The sequence below is a fragment of the Dyella silvatica genome, assembly GCF_026283955.1.
Classification (GTDB): domain Bacteria; phylum Pseudomonadota; class Gammaproteobacteria; order Xanthomonadales; family Rhodanobacteraceae; genus Dyella_C; species Dyella_C silvatica.
In genome coordinates this window covers 39,873-54,913 of record NZ_JAPDPE010000003.1, presented here as the reverse complement: position 1 = coordinate 54,913, position 15,041 = coordinate 39,873, and the positions used below count along the sequence as shown (strand labels likewise).

Below are 15,041 nucleotides of genomic sequence, written 5' to 3'. Positions count from 1 at the left end.
AACCCCGTCGATGACCCGTAGCTACCGTTTTCCTGAAGGCTTTCTCTGGGGGGCCGCCACTTCGGCCTATCAAATCGAGGGCTCGCCGCTGGCCGACGGTGCCGGCCCGAGCATCTGGCAGCGCTTCGCCCACACCCCCGGCATGATGATTAACGGTGACACCGGCGACCTCGCCTGCGACCACTACCGTCGCTACAAAGACGACGTGCAATTGATGAAGGCGCTGGGGCTGAGGGGCTATCGGCTAAGCATCAACTGGGCACGCGTGCTGCCGGAAGGCACTGGGCGGATCAACCACAAAGGCCTGGACTTCTATTCGCGGCTGGTCGATGAGTTGCTGGAGAACGGCATCGCTCCCAACGTCACCCTGTTCCATTGGGATCTGCCGGCGGCGCTGGATGACCGCGGCGGCTGGCTCAACCGCGATATCGCCCACTGGTTTGCCGACTACGCCAGCGTGATGTACCAGGCGCTGGACGGGCGCGTGCAGCGCTGGTCCACGCTTAATGAGCCCTGGGTGGTCACCGATGGCGGCTATCTGCATGGCGCGCTGGCCCCTGGCCACCGCAGCAAGTACGAGGCGCCGATCGCCGCGCATAACCTGATGCGCGCCAGCGGCGCCGGCATCCAGGCTTATCGCAGCGTCGGCAAGCACGAGATCGGCGTGGTGTTCAATATCGAGCCGAAGTATCCACACTCGGACAGCCCCGAAGATCTGGCCGCCACCCGTCGCGCCCACGCCTATATGAATGAGCAGTTCGCTGACCCGGCACTGCTGGGCAGCTATCCGCCGGAGTTGAAAGAAATCTTCGGCGACGCATGGCCGGATTTCCCCGACGACGACTTCAAGCTGACCCAGCAAAAGGTCGATTTTGTCGGCATCAATTACTACACGCGCGCCGTGGTGAAAAACGATCCGCTGCAGTATCCGCTGCGAGCCTCACCGGTGCGCCAGCCCAACAAGACCTACACCGAAACCGGCTGGGAAGTGTTCGAGCAAGGCCTTACCGACACCTTGACCTGGTTCAAGAGCCGCTACGGCGATATCCCGCTGTACATCACCGAGAACGGCTCGGCTTTTTACGATCCGCCGGTGGCCGAGGCCGAGGTGCTGGATGACCCGCTGCGCACCAGTTATCTACGCAAACATTTGCAGGCATTGCACCGGGCGATCGAGGCCGGAGTGAACCTCAAGGGCTATTACGCCTGGTCGCTGATGGATAATTTGGAGTGGTCCCTAGGTTTCTCCAAGCGCTTTGGCCTGTACCATGTGGACTTTGCCACGCAGAAGCGCACGCCCAAAGCGACGGCGAAACTCTACGCCAAGGTGATCGAAAGCAACGGCACGGCGCTGGACGAAGCAAGCCTCTCTGCTTAAGGCTTGCTTGCCACCCGACGCAGGCTTGAGTGACCCGTTGCCAGGATTGTCCATGAGCTTTTCCGCCAGTGCCGCCCCGACCCTGCTTGCCGATCTCGGTGGCACCAATGTCCGCTTCGCGCTGACCCACCCCGACCGCAGCGCACCGTTGCTTGACGGCAGCGTGCGGCGCTATCGGGTGAAGGACTTCACCTCGCTGGCCGAGGCGATCCGCCAATATTTCAGCGACAGCGGGCTCAGCGCCAGCCGCGCCGTGATCGCTGCCGCTGGCCGCATCAGCGATGGCGAAACGGTGAAGATCACCAATAACCCATGGTCGATCGTCGCGCACAAACTGCAGGCCGAACTGGGCATGGACTCGGTGCATCTGGCCAACGATTTCGCCGCGCAAAGTATGGCGGTGACTTTGCTCAAGCCGGCCGACCTGGTTTCTGTCGGCAGCCTGCCAATACCCGTTATCAGCGGCCGTGAAGAGCAAACCTTTGCCATCGTCGGGCCGGGCACCGGGCTCGGTGTCGGCGGCCTGCTGATGCGCGAAGGCAAGGCCAGCGTGCTGCAAAGCGAAGGCGGTCATGCCGGCTTTGCGGCGCACAGCCCGGAAGACATCGAGATACTCAATTACCTCAACCAGCGTTTTGGCCGCGTCTCCAATGAACGACTGATCTGCGGCCAGGGCTTGGTCAATCTCTACGATGCCGTGTGCAATATCGCGGGCAAGACCCCCGAGCCGTTGCAACCGGAAGACATTACCCAGCGCGCCGAAGCCGGCAGCGATCCGATTTGCGTGCGCACGGTGGAAACCTTCGCCGGCATTTTCGGCAGTGTCGCCGGCGATCTGGTGTTGACCATGGGCGCCTGGGACGGTGTCTACCTTACCGGCGGCCTGATTCCGATCCTGCTGCCATGGCTGGAGCGACGCGGGCATTTCCGCGAACGCTTCGAGGCGAAGGGCCGTTTCCGCGACACCATGGAACATATCCCGACCCAGGCGATCATGAATCCCGAACCGGGTCTGGTGGGCGCTGCCGCGCTGGCCATGATGGAGCTGGATAAATCCTTTCCATTGAAGTGATATCGGCGGCGACCCGCCCGGCTGCCGCAACACGACAAAGCGGCTTCTTTGGCAGGGACATACGCGGGCATGAATGACGCCATCAAGCGACCCGCGAGCAGGCGCCTGACTTATCGATCGGCCTCGCTCATCCTCGGCGCCCTGTCTGTCGTATTTCCGGCCGCCTACTTCACCATGCAAAGCCGCGCATTCGCGCAGTGGGCGGCCGCGCAGGATGGACCTGTTTGCGGCATGCCTATGCTTGCGGCGCTGTTTCTTTCTGTCGCCCTGATGTTTGTGCTTGCGCTGCTCGCAGCGCTATGGGCGCTGCTGAGTTATCGCCGCCTGCCGCGCATGGCTTTTGCTTTTCATGATGTAGCGCGACACTTGCTTCAGCCCACCACGGAGACCTCCCCTCATGGCCCGCAGCGATACGGCTTTCTTGTTCGACCTCGACGGCACCCTGGTCGATAGCGTTTATCAGCACGTGCTCGCCTGGAAGGAGGCGCTGGACAAAGAAGGGGTCGAGTTATCAGTGTGGCGGATTCACCGCAAAATCGGCATGAGCGGCGGCCTGTTCGCCAATATTCTCTTGCGCGAAACCGGCCTGGAAATCACCGAAGAACGATTGACCCGTCTGCGCCACTGGCATGCGGAAGCCTATAACCGCCAAGCCACTCAGGGTTCGGTCAAACCGCTGCCCGGCGCACGCGAGCTGCTGGCCTTTCTGACCGAGCAGAAAATTCCCTGGGCCATCGCGACCAGCGGCCGCATGCAAACGGCGGCACATAATCTTGAAGCACTCGGGGTCGATCCATCGAAAGTACCGGTGGTGACCCGCGACCAGGTACGCCACGCCAAACCCGATCCCGATTTGTTTATCACTGCCGCGCAGCGGCTCGATTGCGATATCCATCAAGCCCTGGTCATCGGCGACAGCATCTGGGACATGCTTGCAGCGCAACGTGCCCGCTCGCTCGGCATCGGCTTGCTCTCGGGCGGCTATGGCCAGGAAGAGCTCGAGCACGCCGGCGCCTTCCGCGTGTATGAAGATCCCGCCGACCTGTTGCTGCATATCGACGAAGTGGCGGCGCGCAGTTAACGCCCACGTCATGTCAGGTGTGATTCATCTCGATGCCCGCATTAGCGGTTAGGAGCCGTCTCATGCGCCGACTCGCTACCAGCCTCACCCTCGCACTGCTACTTGCAGCCTGCTCACCCTCCGCGCCGCCATCGCCACAGGCCGCGACACCATCTAGCCCGGCTCACGCCGCACTCGGCTCACCGCAGTGGTACGCCTGGGTCGATCAAACTCTCGGCATCGGCGATGGGGGCGGTCACGGCCCGGATCCCGGCTCAGACGAATGGAATCGCGCTGTGCAGCAGAAGCTCGATCAGGAAGCGCCGCAATCGACGCCGGGTTCGCCAGAGTGGCAGCAAGCCGTCGATGCCTTATTGCGCGCGCGCACCGTAGCCGATCAGTAAACCCACGCCCTGCAAGCTTGCAGGGCGATGAAAGCGAAGCTCGCTCAGGGCTCGTTGATTGAAGCGGCTAAGAGGCCGGCGCCAACAAGGCGTCCAGATCTTCTTGCTCGAAACTGAGCCGTTCACGGCTACCGCCGCCTTCGAGCAGCGCTTCGGCCAGTTCCGCCTTGCGTACCTTCTGCTCTTCGATTCGTTCTTCGACGGTGCCTGAAGTAATCAAACGGAATACGAAGACCGGTTTGTCCTGACCGATACGATGCGCACGATCGCTGGCCTGCGCCTCGGCGGCCGGATTCCACCACGGGTCGTAGTGGATCACCGTGTCTGCGGCGGTCAGGTTGAGGCCGACGCCACCGGCTTTCAGCGAGAGCAGGAACAGCGGTACCTCGCCCTCCTGGAATTGCCGCACCGGCTCGGCGCGGTCGCGTGTTTCACCGGTGAGCGTGACGTAGCGGATGCGCCGGTGATCCAGCTCATGCGCAATCAGCTTGAGCATTTCGGTGAATTGCGAGAACAGCAGCACCTTGCGGCCTTCGGCCAGCAGGGCGGGCAGCATGTCCATCAGCAATTCGAACTTGGCCGAATCGCGCACACCACGCGCGGCCTCCAGCTTGACCAATCGTGGATCGCAGCAAACCTGGCGCAGCTTGAGCAAGGCATCCAGCACGATGATGCCGCTGTGCGCGATACCGCGCTGGGCAATCACCTCGCGCAATTCGTCCGCCAGCGACAGACGCAGGCTTTCGTATAGCTCGCGCTGGCGGCCTTCGAGCACCACCCGGCGGGTAATCTCGGTTTTCGGCGGCAACTCCTTCGCCACCTGAGCCTTGGTCCGGCGCAGGATGAACGGCGCGAGGCGGCGATTGAGGCGCTCCTGGCATTCGGTATCGCGCTGCTTTTCGATCGGCACGCGGTAGTGCCGGCGAAACGCACCTTCGTCGCCAAGCAGGCCAGGCACGGCCAGATCGATTTGCGACCACAGTTCGCCCAGGTGGTTTTCCAGCGGCGTGCCGGTGAGGCAAATGCAGCGTGGTGCGCGCAGGCTCAGTACCGCGCGGCGCGCCTGGGTGCGCGGGTTTTTCACCTGCTGCGCTTCATCCAGTGCGATCAAGGCAAAGGCTTGTTTGCGCAAGGTGACCACATCGCGCGGCAGCAAGGCATAGCTGGTCAATACGATGTCTTGCCCGCCCAGCTGGGCAAACTCGCCACCGCGCTGCGGGCCGTGCAGCGTGAGCACGCGCAGCGACGGGGCGAAACGCGCGATCTCGGCCAGCCAGTTCGGGATCAAGCTGGTAGGCACCACGATCAGCGCGGGCTGGGTCAGCTCGCCGCGCTCTTTTAGCGCCAGCAAATGAGTAATCAACTGCAGCGTCTTGCCCAGGCCCATGTCATCGGCCAGTACGCCGCCGACACCGGCTTCGGCCAACGCATTCAACCACCGCAAACCTTCGCGCTGATACGGCCGCAGTTCGACGGTGAGACCGAGCGGAATCGCATCGCTGGCACGCTCGGCGGCATCACGCAGACGCGCGGTGAATCCGCGCAGCTGCTCCGGCGCCTCCAGCGCGCCACCACTGGGCAAGGCGTCGACGATCTCTTCCAGCCGGCCCGCCTGCACGCGTGGCAGGTGCAGTTTTTTCTTTGGCTTTTCCAGATACTCGGCCAGCGGCGCGAGCAGGCCGCGCAGCTCTTTCAAGCGCACCGGTACGCGGCGGCGCTCATCGACCGGCGCATACCACACGGCATCTTCGGGCTCGTTCGGCGCGGGGCTCAGGTTGAGCTGATGTTCGGCCAAGGCCTGCGCGACCGCCGGCAACAAATTGTGCCGCTTGCCTTCCACTTCGATACCGATTTCCAGATCGAAGGCGTGATCGTCGGCATCTTCTACCGCGTTGCCATACCAGCGTACCGGGCCTTCCAACACTTCGAACGGGAAACTGGGGGCGTAATCGAGCTGGAAACCCTCGGCTTCCAGTTTGGGCCGCAGCGCCAGCCAACGCGCCGGGGTATTCACTTCCAGAGCGCCGGCATAGCCCTTGCCCGGAAACAGCCAGGCATCTTCGGGCAACGTATCGGCGACATCCCAGGGCAGACCTTCGGTGTCGACACCCGGGGTCAGGCCGGCGTGCTCGAGCTGCTCCATGGTCGAGAGCTCTTCGGCGCGGCGGCGGATGATTTCGATCAGCTGCCCATTGCGCACACGTCGCACCAGCGGCTCGCCGCCGCGCCCAGGCAAACGTTCACCGGCGTAATCGAAGGCCAGCCGCGCATAGGCCAGCGGCGGCGTACCCGCGGCCAGCCGCGCATGCCGGGTCAGTACCGGCTTGGGCGCCAGTTCGGCGCGACGCAATTCGTTGAACACCTGCGGCAACGGCACCCGCTGCGCCAACCGGCTACCGGGCAAGGCGTCGCGCAGGCGACGACTGTATTCGTGTTTCAGCGGCGGCAGATCAAGCCAATGGGTTTCTTCGGCGGCAGCTTCCAGATGGCCCAGTTCGGCACGCTCGGGATCGAGAAACCACAGGCCGTCGATACGCAACAGGCGCTGGTTGTGCGGCAGCAAGGGCAGCAGCCGCTGGCTGCCATCGACCTCCAGCTGCCACTGCCATTTCAACGGATGCGATTTGCCGCGCGACAAGCGCAACCCGGCCAGACCACCGAGGAAGCACGGCGCGGTATCGAGAATCTCGGCCAGCAAGGCATCGCCGACATGGCCCGCCAACCGCGCGTAGCTACGGCTTTTCCGCAGGCTTTGCGATAAACCCAGCACGGTGGCGGCAAGCCGCTGCTCGTGTGGCTCCAACGGCTGATGCGATAAATGCTTGCTATCCAACGGCGCGGGTCGGGTGAAACGGCCATGCTCAGCCACTGCCAGCAATACCGGAGCCACATCGAGCCGCGCGCTCAGCGAGCCTTCCTCCGGCATCACCTCAAGGAAAAAGCCCAGTACGCCACGCTCATGGGTAGCCGCTGCCGCCGGCGCGTCGAGTACACGCCGCCATACGCCAGGCAACGGCTCATCGCGGCCACTGCTGCCGCGCGAGATCAGATCGCCTTGCTGCTTCTCATCGGGTTGCTGCATGCGCATGCGGTCCGCTGTGGCGACCAAAACGCCGAGCTTAGCAAGGCCAGCGTCTTAGTGTTCGTCAGCTAGGTGAGTAGATGCAAAAAAGATCGACATTCGCCAGGCCCGCCCGGTGAAAGCGGGCTTCAGCGTTACAGATTCGGCCCAAACAGGCCTTGTGGGTATTCCGGCTTCTGTTCGCGCGACATCAGCGCCTTCAAGCCTTCCGCGGGGGTGACCTCGCCATGCAAGACCGCACGAACCCCGCTGCTGATGGGCAGATCCAGGCCGTGCTTGGTCGCCAGTCGGGTCACTTCATCGGCCGTGACTACGCTTTCGACCACCTGGCCGATCTCGCGTACCGCTTCATCGATCGCCTGCCCGCGGCCCAGTGCCAGACCCAATCGGCGATTGCGCGACAGGTCACCGGTGCAGGTGAGCACCAGATCGCCCAGGCCGGACAAACCCATCAAGGTCTCGGGACGTGCGCCCAGGGCGACGCCCAGACGCAGCATTTCGTTCATGCCGCGGGTAATCAGGCCGGCACGCGCGTTAAGCCCCAGCGCCATGCCATCGGCCACGCCGGTGGCCACCGCCAGCACGTTCTTCATGGCGCCACCCAGTTCGGCACCCAACACATCGCTGCCCGAGTAGGCGCGAAAATTCGGCGCATGCAGCAGTGAGGCGATTTGATGCGCAAAGGCGTCATCGTCGGAATGCACGGTGACCGCGCTGGGCAGGCCGGCCGCCACTTCACGGGCAAACGAAGGCCCGGTAACCACCGCCGCCGCACGCCCTGGCAGGCGCTCCTGCACCAATTCATGCAGGAAACGACCGGTGCCCGGCTCGAACCCCTTGGTCGCCCAGGCAATCGTCGCATGGGGTTCCAGTAAGGGCGCGATGTCGTCCAGCATCGCCGCAAAGGCGTGACTGGGCACCACGATCAAGACCACCTCGGCGCCACGCAGGGCGGCGGCGAGATCACTTTCATAACGCAGCTCGGCCGGCAGCTCCAGATCCGGCAGATAGCGCTGGTTGCGACGGCTCTCAGCCATCGCCACCAGCGCCGTGGCATCACGACCCCATAACCGGGTCGGCACTCCATTGCGCGCGGTTAATGCCGCCAGTGCGGTGCCCCAGGAACCGGCACCAAGGACGGCCAGGGTCGGATTTTCAAGCATGACGTGCGCTCAGCTATTGAGCGTCGGAGCCTCGTCGCCACCGATCGTGCGGCGCTGCTGCTCGGCAAACAAAGCGTCGAAGTTGATCGGCTGCAGCAGGAACGGCGGGAAGCCACCCTCCAGCACCAGGCCCGAAATCACCTGGCGGGCGTATGGGAACAACAGGTTCGGGCAATAGCTGCCGATGATGCCGGCATGATCCTGCTCGCTGAACCCGGCCACGCCGAACAAACCCGCCTGCTGCACCTCGGCCAGATAGGCTGTGCGCTCACCGACCGTGCAGGTCAGGGTCAGGCTCAGAATCACTTCGTACAGATCGCCGCCCAGCGCCGTAGCCTTGTGGCCAAGGTTCAGCTGAACTTGCGGCTGCTGATCGGTTTCGGCGATCTCCTGGAAGATCTGCGGCGCGTTGGGCGCCTCAAACGACACGTCCTTGACGTAGATCTTCTGCAGCATCAACTGCGGCTGACTAGCCTGGCCATTGGCCTGGCCGTTGGCGATAACGTCTGCCATTGGATTCCCTCGCTCTTGCGCGTATGTGGTTAAAACCAAAGAGGTCGATTGTTCCACAAATCCCGACAGGCCCGCCATGCCCAAACGCCGGCCCAACCGCCTTGTCGCCAGCTATCCGCCTACGGCCGCACAGTTCCCGACGATTCCCTGACCTCGCGGCCGAACCGGCCCCGCGACCGGCCGGCCTGCCGTAAAAGCTGGCCTCAGCCGCGGCCGAAACCGCCCAGGATTGCGCACAGCCCTGTTTTTCTGGGAGAATACGCGGCTCAACTGTGCCGGCCCGAGACTTCGGGTATGTCCGCGACGCGATGCGGGCCTCACGAATCACACTGAAAGCACCACCCTCCAGCATCGCGTGGCGCCAAGCGCCGCTGGGCCGATGTAGCCCTGGCTAACGGGCGTACACAACTAATTACGGAGGTCCTCATGGCCCGTAGATGCCAAGTCACCGGAAAGGGTGTGCAGACAGGCAACAACGTCTCGCACGCTAACAACAGAACCCGTCGCCGCTGGTTGCCAAACCTGCACGAGCGCCGCTTCTGGGTTGCCAGCGAAAACCGCTGGATCAAATTGCGCGTTTCTAACCAAGCGTTGCGCACCATCGACAAGAATGGCATCGAAGCCGTGATTGCCGACCTGCGTGCTCGCGGCGAAAAGGTCTGAGGATTGAACCATGGCTAGTGGCAAACAAGACAAGATCCGCATGATCTCCTCGGCCGGTACCGGCCACTTCTACACCACGCAGAAGAACAAGAAGAACACCCCGGAAAAGTTCGAGTTCAAGAAGTACGATCCGGTGGTCCGCAAGCATGTGATCTACAAGGAAGGCAAGATCAAGTAATCGATCTTTGCAGCTCCTCGAAAAACCCGCCCTCGTGGCGGGTTTTTTTTGCCCGCTCGCCCCGGTCCCGTCATGTCGTCGCGCGCCTGCTTAGCCATGTATTTGGATTAGCCGCGCTGGGCCGGCACAGCGACTTGATTTCAGCATTGAACGCCACGGCACACCCGGACTATGCATCACATTGAGCGCACCCGAGGCAATCGCCCATAGCAAAGAGCCGGGCCGTATCCGGCAAGCACTCGCCAAAGCACGGACCATGACGGCCACCCGCGAAGCACCTGGATCAACGGCAGCCAAGAGATGCAGCCGCAGCCCCATAGGCACCGCTGAAGACCCCGCAAAGAAAAAGCCCGCCATTCGGCGGGCTTTTCAAAAAAATATTGCCGTATCGACTCAGGCGCCAGCAACCGCATAGCCCTTCAGGCGCTGTGCGAAATCCTGCAGGGCACGGATACCGCTCTGCTCAGCCTCGTGGATCCACTGTTGCAGGCCCTTCAGTGCCTGATCAGCACCACGCTGCTCCATTAGCGCCGCAAGACGGGCACGGAAATCACAGACGACACTCAAGGTAGGACGCTTGGCCAACACCGCCTGCAAACGATCGCGGCCTTCGTTGTCCAGCCAGCGGCCACCATCGGCCAAGGCCCGGCGCATGCGGCGCGGCACCAGCTTGATGTTCTCGCCAGCATGCTGAGCTTCATCGCGCAGGGTCGGCACAATCACGCCCTGGTAATAATCGGTCATGGCCTGGAAGCGATGGGTAAGTACGGCCTTCAGGGTTTCGGCATCCGGCAGATGCACATTCGGGCGCACATCTAGGCTGGGCGCTACGCGCAGCACCTTGGCCAAACCAACAGCGCGCAGCATGCAGATAGCCGCCCAGCCAATGTCGAACTCCCACTTGCGCAAGGCGAACTTGGCCGAGCTGGGGAACGCGTGGTGATTGTTGTGCAGCTCTTCGCCACCGATCCAGAAACCCCACGGAATCAGGTTGCGCGCGGTATCGGCGCTCTCGAAGTTGCGATAACCCCACCAGTGGCCAACGCCATTGACGAAGCCTGCGGCCCAGAACGGAATCCAGACCATCTGCACGGCCCACAGGGCGGCACCGATCACGCCGAACAAGGCGAGGTTGATCAGCAGCATCAAGGTCGGGCCCCAGTACGGATGCGCGCTGTAAAGCTTGCGCTCGATCCAGTCGTCCGGGGTGCCACGGCCGTATTTCTCCAGATCTTCTTTGACTTCGCTGGCATCGCGATAAAGCGATACGCCATCCCAGAACACCTTCTTGATGCCGTAGATCTGCGGGCTGTGCGGATCTTCCTCGGTCTCGACCTTGGCGTGATGCTTGCGATGCACCGCTACCCATTCCTTGGTGACCATGCCGGTGGTGAGCCAGCCCCAGAAACGGAAAAAGTTAGCGATCAGCGGGTGCAGATCGACGCCGCGATGCGTCTGGCAGCGGTGCAAATACAGCGTCACCGTGAAAATGGTGATCTGCGTCATCACCAGCGTATAGATCAGCATGGTGACCCAACCGGCGCTAGTGACGCCGTTGGAAAGGAAATTCAGTACTGCATCAAGCATGGAGGCACCCAGATGATTGATCACTTTGATTCGCAAGACAGTCTATGCCGCCGGTTTCCGTACCCGCCAGCATGGTTCTCTGGTGTTACAACAAACGTGTCGATGATCGCACGACTTGCGTATAGCAGTTGTTACCCCGTTGTGCTGGATATATGGTCACCCCGACAATCGTGCAATGACCATGCCTACTGCCGTTTTGTCGCAAGACCTGTTGAAACTGAACGGACTCAGCCGCCACCGCGCCGGGCGTCCTGCGGTTCAAGACCTGAGCCTGAGCTTGAAACGCGGCCAAGTGCTGGGCCTGCTGGGCGTCAACGGCGCCGGCAAATCGACCACGTTATCGATGATTGCTGGCGCGTTACGCCCCGATAGCGGCACAATCGAGCTGAATGGGGCAGATTTCCTCGAACATCCGCAACAGGCGCGACAGTTCATCGGCTGGCTGCCTGAGCGCGCCCCACAGTGGCCGGAATTAACCGTAGGCGAGCACCTGAACGCCCATGGCCGCCTGCGCGGCCTGAACGGCACGGCCCTGCGACAAGCACGCGAGGCGATCACCGAGCGGCTGGAGCTGAGCTCTTTGCAGCGCAGATTGGCCGGCGTGCTATCGCAGGGCCAGCGCCAGCGACTTGGCCTGGCCTGCGCGCTGCTGCACAAACCAGCGTTACTGGTGCTCGATGAACCCGCCAACGCACTCGATCCGGTGCAGGTGGCCGCCCTGCGCGGTCTGATCCGCGAACAAGCCAGCGCAGGCACCGCGGTGATTCTCTCGACCCATTTGCTGGTCGAGGTCACCGCGGTATGCGACCGCGTGGCGATCTTGCATGAGGGCCGTTTGCATCACGATGCCCCGATTGCCGAGGGCGATCACAAGTCACTGGAACAAAGCTTTTTCGATATCGCGATGCGTGGCGGCAGCAACTCATCTATCGAGAACAAACCTGCCCACCCCAGGAACCACGCCGCATGAGCGTAGTAGCTGTTACACGGCTGGAGCTTCGCCGCTTGTTCGTGCGTCCGCTGGCCTGGGTGCTCGCCGCACTCACGCTGGGCGAGTTGGCGTGGCGCTTTATTCTGTTGCTAGGTCAATTTCTTGCCAACCAGATCAAGCTGGCGGCACTGCCCGGTGGCCCAGGCTATACCGATCTGGTCGCCGTACCGATGCTGAGCAGCTTGCTTACCGGCGGCTTTCTGCCTTTCGGCCTGGCTGAACTGGCCCTGGTCATCGTGCCGCTGCTGACCATGTCGGTACTCGCCGGCGACCGCGGCAACGGCACCCTGCCGTTGCTGTTCGCCAGCGGTCTGTCCGGTTCGCAAATCGTGCTCGGCAAATATCTGGCGGTACTGTTATGGCTGATCTTGTGGCTGCTTCTGGTGCTGGCGATGCCACTCAGCGTAGCCCAGGGCACCCATCTAGACTGGGGCAAGTTCGCCGCCGCCTCATGGGGCTTGCTGCTGATGCTGGCGTCACTGGCGGCGCTGGGTGTCGCTTGCTCAGCCTTCGCCTCGCATCCGGCCATCGCAGCCGCCGCCAGCCTGATGCTTGGCCTGGGCCTGACCATCATCAACCTCGGCGCACAAATGGCCGGGGTCGGCAACGGCGCCATCAACTGGCTGGCGCTGAGCTCCCATCTTGAACCGCTATTGCGCGGACTGGTCTCTAGCGTGGACCTCATCTGGTTCGCCTTGCTGATCGCGCTTTCGCTGATGCTGGCGATACGCCGAGTATCCGCAGAAAGGGAGCGCGGCTAATGACGACCTCATTCAAGCGCAGCGCCTTTAGACGTCTGGACGGCTGGCTGTTCGCGCTAGCCTTGCTACTCGGCGCCGGCGCCATCGGCTATCTGTCGACCCGGCATGAATTCATCGCCGACTGGACACATGACCGGCGCGCCAGCCTTTCACAGGAAACCAGCGCCGTCTTGACCACCCTGCACGGCCCGGTTGAAATCGTCAGCTACGCCAACCCGCAGGGCGATCTACGTCAAACCATCACCAGCTTCGTGCAGCGTTACCAACACCTCAAACCCGATCTCACGCTGCGCTTTGTCGACCCGCAACTGGATCCGGCCGCCATGCGCGAACTGGGTGTCAGCGTCGATGGCGCGCTCATCATTCACTACCAGCAACGCGAACAGCAGCTGGACGAGTTATCCGAACGCAGCCTCACCACTGCGCTGGAGCGGCTTGCACGCGGCGGCGAGCGCATCGTCGCCTTTGTCACCGGTGACGGTGAGCGACGTGCCGATGGCAAAGGCAACGCTGACCTCGGCATCTTCATCTCGCAGCTGGAAGGCCGCGGCATGCGTGCGGTGCCACTGAATTTCACCCAGGTCACCGCGGTGCCCGAGCATACCGACCTGGTGGTGTTGGCCAGCCCCGCTCTGGCGCTACCACCCGGCGCGGTGAAAGCGCTTACCGACTATGTCGCCGATGGCGGCAACCTGCTGTGGCTGACCGAACCCAGCAACGATGATCTGGGCCTGGCGTCCCTGGCAAACACCCTCGGCGTGCGCGTATTGCCGGGCGTGCTGGTGGACGGACAAGGCGCCGCCCTGGGCTTAAAAGATCCACGTCAGATCGCGCTGGGCGACTACCCGCCGCAAGCGATAACCCGCGGTTTCACACTGACCACGTTGTTTCCGCAAGTCTCCGCGCTGGCACAGGTGACGCAAAGCGGTTGGGGCACCCAGGCCTTTCTACGCTCAGGACCGCAGAGCTGGACTGAGATCCATCCGATCGATAACGACCGTCCCTCGGATATTCGCTTCGATGCCAACGCCGGTGAGTTGAAAGGCCCACTGGATTTCGGCTTCGCCCTCAGCCGCCTCTCGCCCAGCCCCAGCAAAAGCGAGCAACGTGTTGTCGTCATCGGCGACGGCGACTTTCTCTCCAATACCTTCCTCGGCAACGGCGGCAACCGCGCCCTGGGCGAACGCATCTTCGACTGGCTGCTCGGCGACGATGCCTTGGTCAACCTGCCACCACGCGGGGCACCCGACCGGGTACTCGAACTGTCGCAAGGCCAGCTCAACGCCGTCAGCATGGGCTTTATGCTGGGCCTGCCCTTACTGCTGCTGATCATCGGCGGCTGGATCGCCTGGCGGCGGCGCCGCGCATGAAACAAGCCACCCGCACACGCCTGGGCCTGCTCGTCGGCGTCGGCGCGCTACTCGCGCTGGCCGGATGGCAACTGCAACGTGATCAGCAAGATGCCGGGCAAACCCTGCTCAACCTGGCCCCCAGCGCCATCACCCGCATCGAACTCAGCATGCAAGGCGCCGCCACCGAACACTACGCCAAACGCGACGGACACTGGTGGCGCATCGACGGCACCCCCGTGCGCGCCGACGAAGGCCGCCTCGGCGAATTGACCGAAACCGCCGCCGCGGCCGTCTTGAGCTGGCGCCCCTTGAGCGATTTCGATCCGGCAAAGATCGGCCTCGCCAAACCATCCGCCGTACTCAGCCTCGATGGCCAACAACTCGACTTCGGCGAAACCTCGGTGACCGGCCCGCAGCGCTATGTCCGCGTAGGCTCGCGAGTCGCACTGATCTCCCTGCGCTACGCCCCACGCCCCGCCACCGGGGTAAGAAAAGAACCCGACGCTTAGCGGTCTGCGCGCCTGCGGGCAGGCCTGTCGCAAGCCCCACCCCCTCCCAGCCTCCCCCTACACGTAGGGGGAGGGGCCAAAGCCGCGAGGCTGAAAATCAGCGCAAACACCGCAGCTCATTCACGCTGCCGCTGTCACCGCCACTGTTTTTTGCTTTGGCTCTTGGCTCTTGGCTCTTGGCTCTTGGCTCTTGGCTCTTGGCTCTTGGCTCTTGGCTCTTGGCTCTTGGCTCTTGGCTCTTGGCTCTTGGCTCTTGGCTCTTGGCTTTTGACGTCCAGGCCCCTGTGCGTCGGTGAGGGCTGGGCGATCAGGCCCGCAGGGGCATTGG

Annotated in this window: 15 protein-coding genes; 11 read left to right on the top strand and 4 right to left on the bottom strand. The window is 62.9% G+C overall.

Going from position 1 to position 15,041, the window contains the following annotated elements:
- Positions 1–10 precede the first annotated feature (10 nt).
- The 5 genes from OUZ52_RS01405 to OUZ52_RS01385 all read left to right on the top strand — a co-directional run bounded on the left by OUZ52_RS01405 (position 11) and on the right by OUZ52_RS01385 (position 3,914).
- Positions 11–1,378, top strand: a complete 1,368-nt coding sequence (locus OUZ52_RS01405) for a GH1 family beta-glucosidase (RefSeq protein ID WP_266156515.1) — start codon at positions 11–13, stop codon at positions 1,376–1,378.
- A 52-nt stretch (positions 1,379–1,430) separates the two neighbouring features.
- A complete protein-coding gene (gene glk, locus OUZ52_RS01400; protein ID WP_266156514.1) occupies positions 1,431–2,450 on the top strand; it encodes a glucokinase in 1,020 nt (339 codons plus the stop codon).
- A gap of 69 nt (positions 2,451–2,519) precedes the next feature.
- Positions 2,520–2,903, top strand: coding sequence for a hypothetical protein (locus tag OUZ52_RS01395; protein WP_266156513.1), 384 nt, complete (start codon positions 2,520–2,522; stop codon positions 2,901–2,903).
- Positions 2,848–3,531 carry an HAD family hydrolase gene (locus tag OUZ52_RS01390; RefSeq protein ID WP_266156512.1) on the top strand — a complete coding sequence of 228 codons (684 nt, stop codon included), beginning with the start codon at positions 2,848–2,850 and terminating at the stop codon, positions 3,529–3,531. The genes OUZ52_RS01395 and OUZ52_RS01390 overlap by 56 nt, the downstream gene beginning before the upstream one ends.
- Before the next feature lie 62 nt (positions 3,532–3,593).
- Positions 3,594–3,914: a hypothetical protein gene (locus OUZ52_RS01385; protein WP_266156511.1), complete on the top strand. Its 321-nt coding sequence runs from the start codon at positions 3,594–3,596 to the stop codon at positions 3,912–3,914.
- A gap of 67 nt (positions 3,915–3,981) precedes the next feature.
- On the opposite strand, the gene OUZ52_RS01380 is transcribed toward OUZ52_RS01385, so the two are convergent.
- From OUZ52_RS01380 to secB, 3 genes are all read right to left on the bottom strand, one after another.
- Positions 3,982–6,996: a DEAD/DEAH box helicase gene (locus tag OUZ52_RS01380; RefSeq protein WP_266156510.1), complete on the bottom strand. Its 3,015-nt coding sequence runs from the start codon at positions 6,994–6,996 to the stop codon at positions 3,982–3,984.
- A gap of 134 nt (positions 6,997–7,130) precedes the next feature.
- Positions 7,131–8,159 carry an NAD(P)H-dependent glycerol-3-phosphate dehydrogenase gene (locus OUZ52_RS01375; protein ID WP_266156509.1) on the bottom strand — a complete coding sequence of 343 codons (1,029 nt, stop codon included), beginning with the start codon at positions 8,157–8,159 and terminating at the stop codon, positions 7,131–7,133.
- A 9-nt stretch (positions 8,160–8,168) separates the two neighbouring features.
- Positions 8,169–8,672, bottom strand: a complete 504-nt coding sequence (gene secB / locus OUZ52_RS01370) for a protein-export chaperone SecB (protein ID WP_266156508.1) — start codon at positions 8,670–8,672, stop codon at positions 8,169–8,171.
- A gap of 426 nt (positions 8,673–9,098) precedes the next feature.
- On the opposite strand from secB, the gene rpmB reads away from it, so the two are divergent.
- On the top strand, positions 9,099–9,335 hold the full coding sequence (rpmB, locus tag OUZ52_RS01365; RefSeq protein ID WP_114844930.1) for a 50S ribosomal protein L28: 237 nt from the start codon (positions 9,099–9,101) through the stop codon (positions 9,333–9,335).
- Positions 9,336–9,345: 10 nt separating this feature from the next.
- On the top strand, positions 9,346–9,513 hold the full coding sequence (rpmG, locus tag OUZ52_RS01360; RefSeq protein WP_266156507.1) for a 50S ribosomal protein L33: 168 nt from the start codon (positions 9,346–9,348) through the stop codon (positions 9,511–9,513).
- Positions 9,514–9,906: 393 nt separating this feature from the next.
- On the opposite strand, the gene OUZ52_RS01355 is transcribed toward rpmG, so the two are convergent.
- The gene (locus OUZ52_RS01355) at positions 9,907–11,100 is read right to left on the bottom strand and encodes a DesA family fatty acid desaturase (protein WP_266156506.1); all 1,194 of its coding nucleotides are present in this window, start codon (positions 11,098–11,100) and stop codon (positions 9,907–9,909) included.
- A 175-nt stretch (positions 11,101–11,275) separates the two neighbouring features.
- Between OUZ52_RS01355 and OUZ52_RS01350 the strand changes: the two genes are divergently transcribed.
- From OUZ52_RS01350 to OUZ52_RS01335, 4 genes are read left to right on the top strand one after another with little or no spacing between them, the layout of a single operon-like run.
- Positions 11,276–12,070, top strand: a complete 795-nt coding sequence (locus OUZ52_RS01350) for an ABC transporter ATP-binding protein (protein WP_425493752.1) — start codon at positions 11,276–11,278, stop codon at positions 12,068–12,070.
- Entirely contained in the window at positions 12,067–12,852 is a 786-nt protein-coding gene (locus tag OUZ52_RS01345; protein ID WP_266156504.1) for an ABC transporter permease subunit, read from the top strand. Before OUZ52_RS01350 ends, OUZ52_RS01345 begins: the two co-directional genes overlap by 4 nt.
- The gene (locus tag OUZ52_RS01340; RefSeq protein ID WP_266156503.1) at positions 12,852–14,222 is read left to right on the top strand and encodes a GldG family protein; all 1,371 of its coding nucleotides are present in this window, start codon (positions 12,852–12,854) and stop codon (positions 14,220–14,222) included. The genes OUZ52_RS01345 and OUZ52_RS01340 overlap by 1 nt, the downstream gene beginning before the upstream one ends.
- On the top strand, positions 14,219–14,713 hold the full coding sequence (locus tag OUZ52_RS01335; RefSeq protein WP_266156502.1) for a hypothetical protein: 495 nt from the start codon (positions 14,219–14,221) through the stop codon (positions 14,711–14,713). The genes OUZ52_RS01340 and OUZ52_RS01335 overlap by 4 nt, the downstream gene beginning before the upstream one ends.
- Positions 14,714–15,041 lie beyond the last annotated feature (328 nt).

Bases quoted from the DNA above. Each gene is read 5' to 3' on its own strand.
- OUZ52_RS01405 (WP_266156515.1), top strand. From the start codon at position 11: ATGACCCGTAGCTACCGTTTTCCTGAAGGCTTTCTCTGGGGGGCCGCC.
- glk (WP_266156514.1), top strand. From the start codon at position 1,431: ATGAGCTTTTCCGCCAGTGCCGCCCCGACCCTGCTTGCCGATCTCGGT.
- OUZ52_RS01395 (WP_266156513.1), top strand. From the start codon at position 2,520: ATGAATGACGCCATCAAGCGACCCGCGAGCAGGCGCCTGACTTATCGA.
- OUZ52_RS01390 (WP_266156512.1), top strand. From the start codon at position 2,848: ATGGCCCGCAGCGATACGGCTTTCTTGTTCGACCTCGACGGCACCCTG.
- OUZ52_RS01385 (WP_266156511.1), top strand. From the start codon at position 3,594: ATGCGCCGACTCGCTACCAGCCTCACCCTCGCACTGCTACTTGCAGCC.
- OUZ52_RS01380 (WP_266156510.1), bottom strand. From the start codon at position 6,996: ATGCAGCAACCCGATGAGAAGCAGCAAGGCGATCTGATCTCGCGCGGC.
- OUZ52_RS01375 (WP_266156509.1), bottom strand. From the start codon at position 8,159: ATGCTTGAAAATCCGACCCTGGCCGTCCTTGGTGCCGGTTCCTGGGGC.
- secB (WP_266156508.1), bottom strand. From the start codon at position 8,672: ATGGCAGACGTTATCGCCAACGGCCAGGCCAATGGCCAGGCTAGTCAG.
- rpmB (WP_114844930.1), top strand. From the start codon at position 9,099: ATGGCCCGTAGATGCCAAGTCACCGGAAAGGGTGTGCAGACAGGCAAC.
- rpmG (WP_266156507.1), top strand. From the start codon at position 9,346: ATGGCTAGTGGCAAACAAGACAAGATCCGCATGATCTCCTCGGCCGGT.
- OUZ52_RS01355 (WP_266156506.1), bottom strand. From the start codon at position 11,100: ATGCTTGATGCAGTACTGAATTTCCTTTCCAACGGCGTCACTAGCGCC.
- OUZ52_RS01350 (WP_425493752.1), top strand. From the start codon at position 11,276: ATGACCATGCCTACTGCCGTTTTGTCGCAAGACCTGTTGAAACTGAAC.
- OUZ52_RS01345 (WP_266156504.1), top strand. From the start codon at position 12,067: ATGAGCGTAGTAGCTGTTACACGGCTGGAGCTTCGCCGCTTGTTCGTG.
- OUZ52_RS01340 (WP_266156503.1), top strand. From the start codon at position 12,852: ATGACGACCTCATTCAAGCGCAGCGCCTTTAGACGTCTGGACGGCTGG.
- OUZ52_RS01335 (WP_266156502.1), top strand. From the start codon at position 14,219: ATGAAACAAGCCACCCGCACACGCCTGGGCCTGCTCGTCGGCGTCGGC.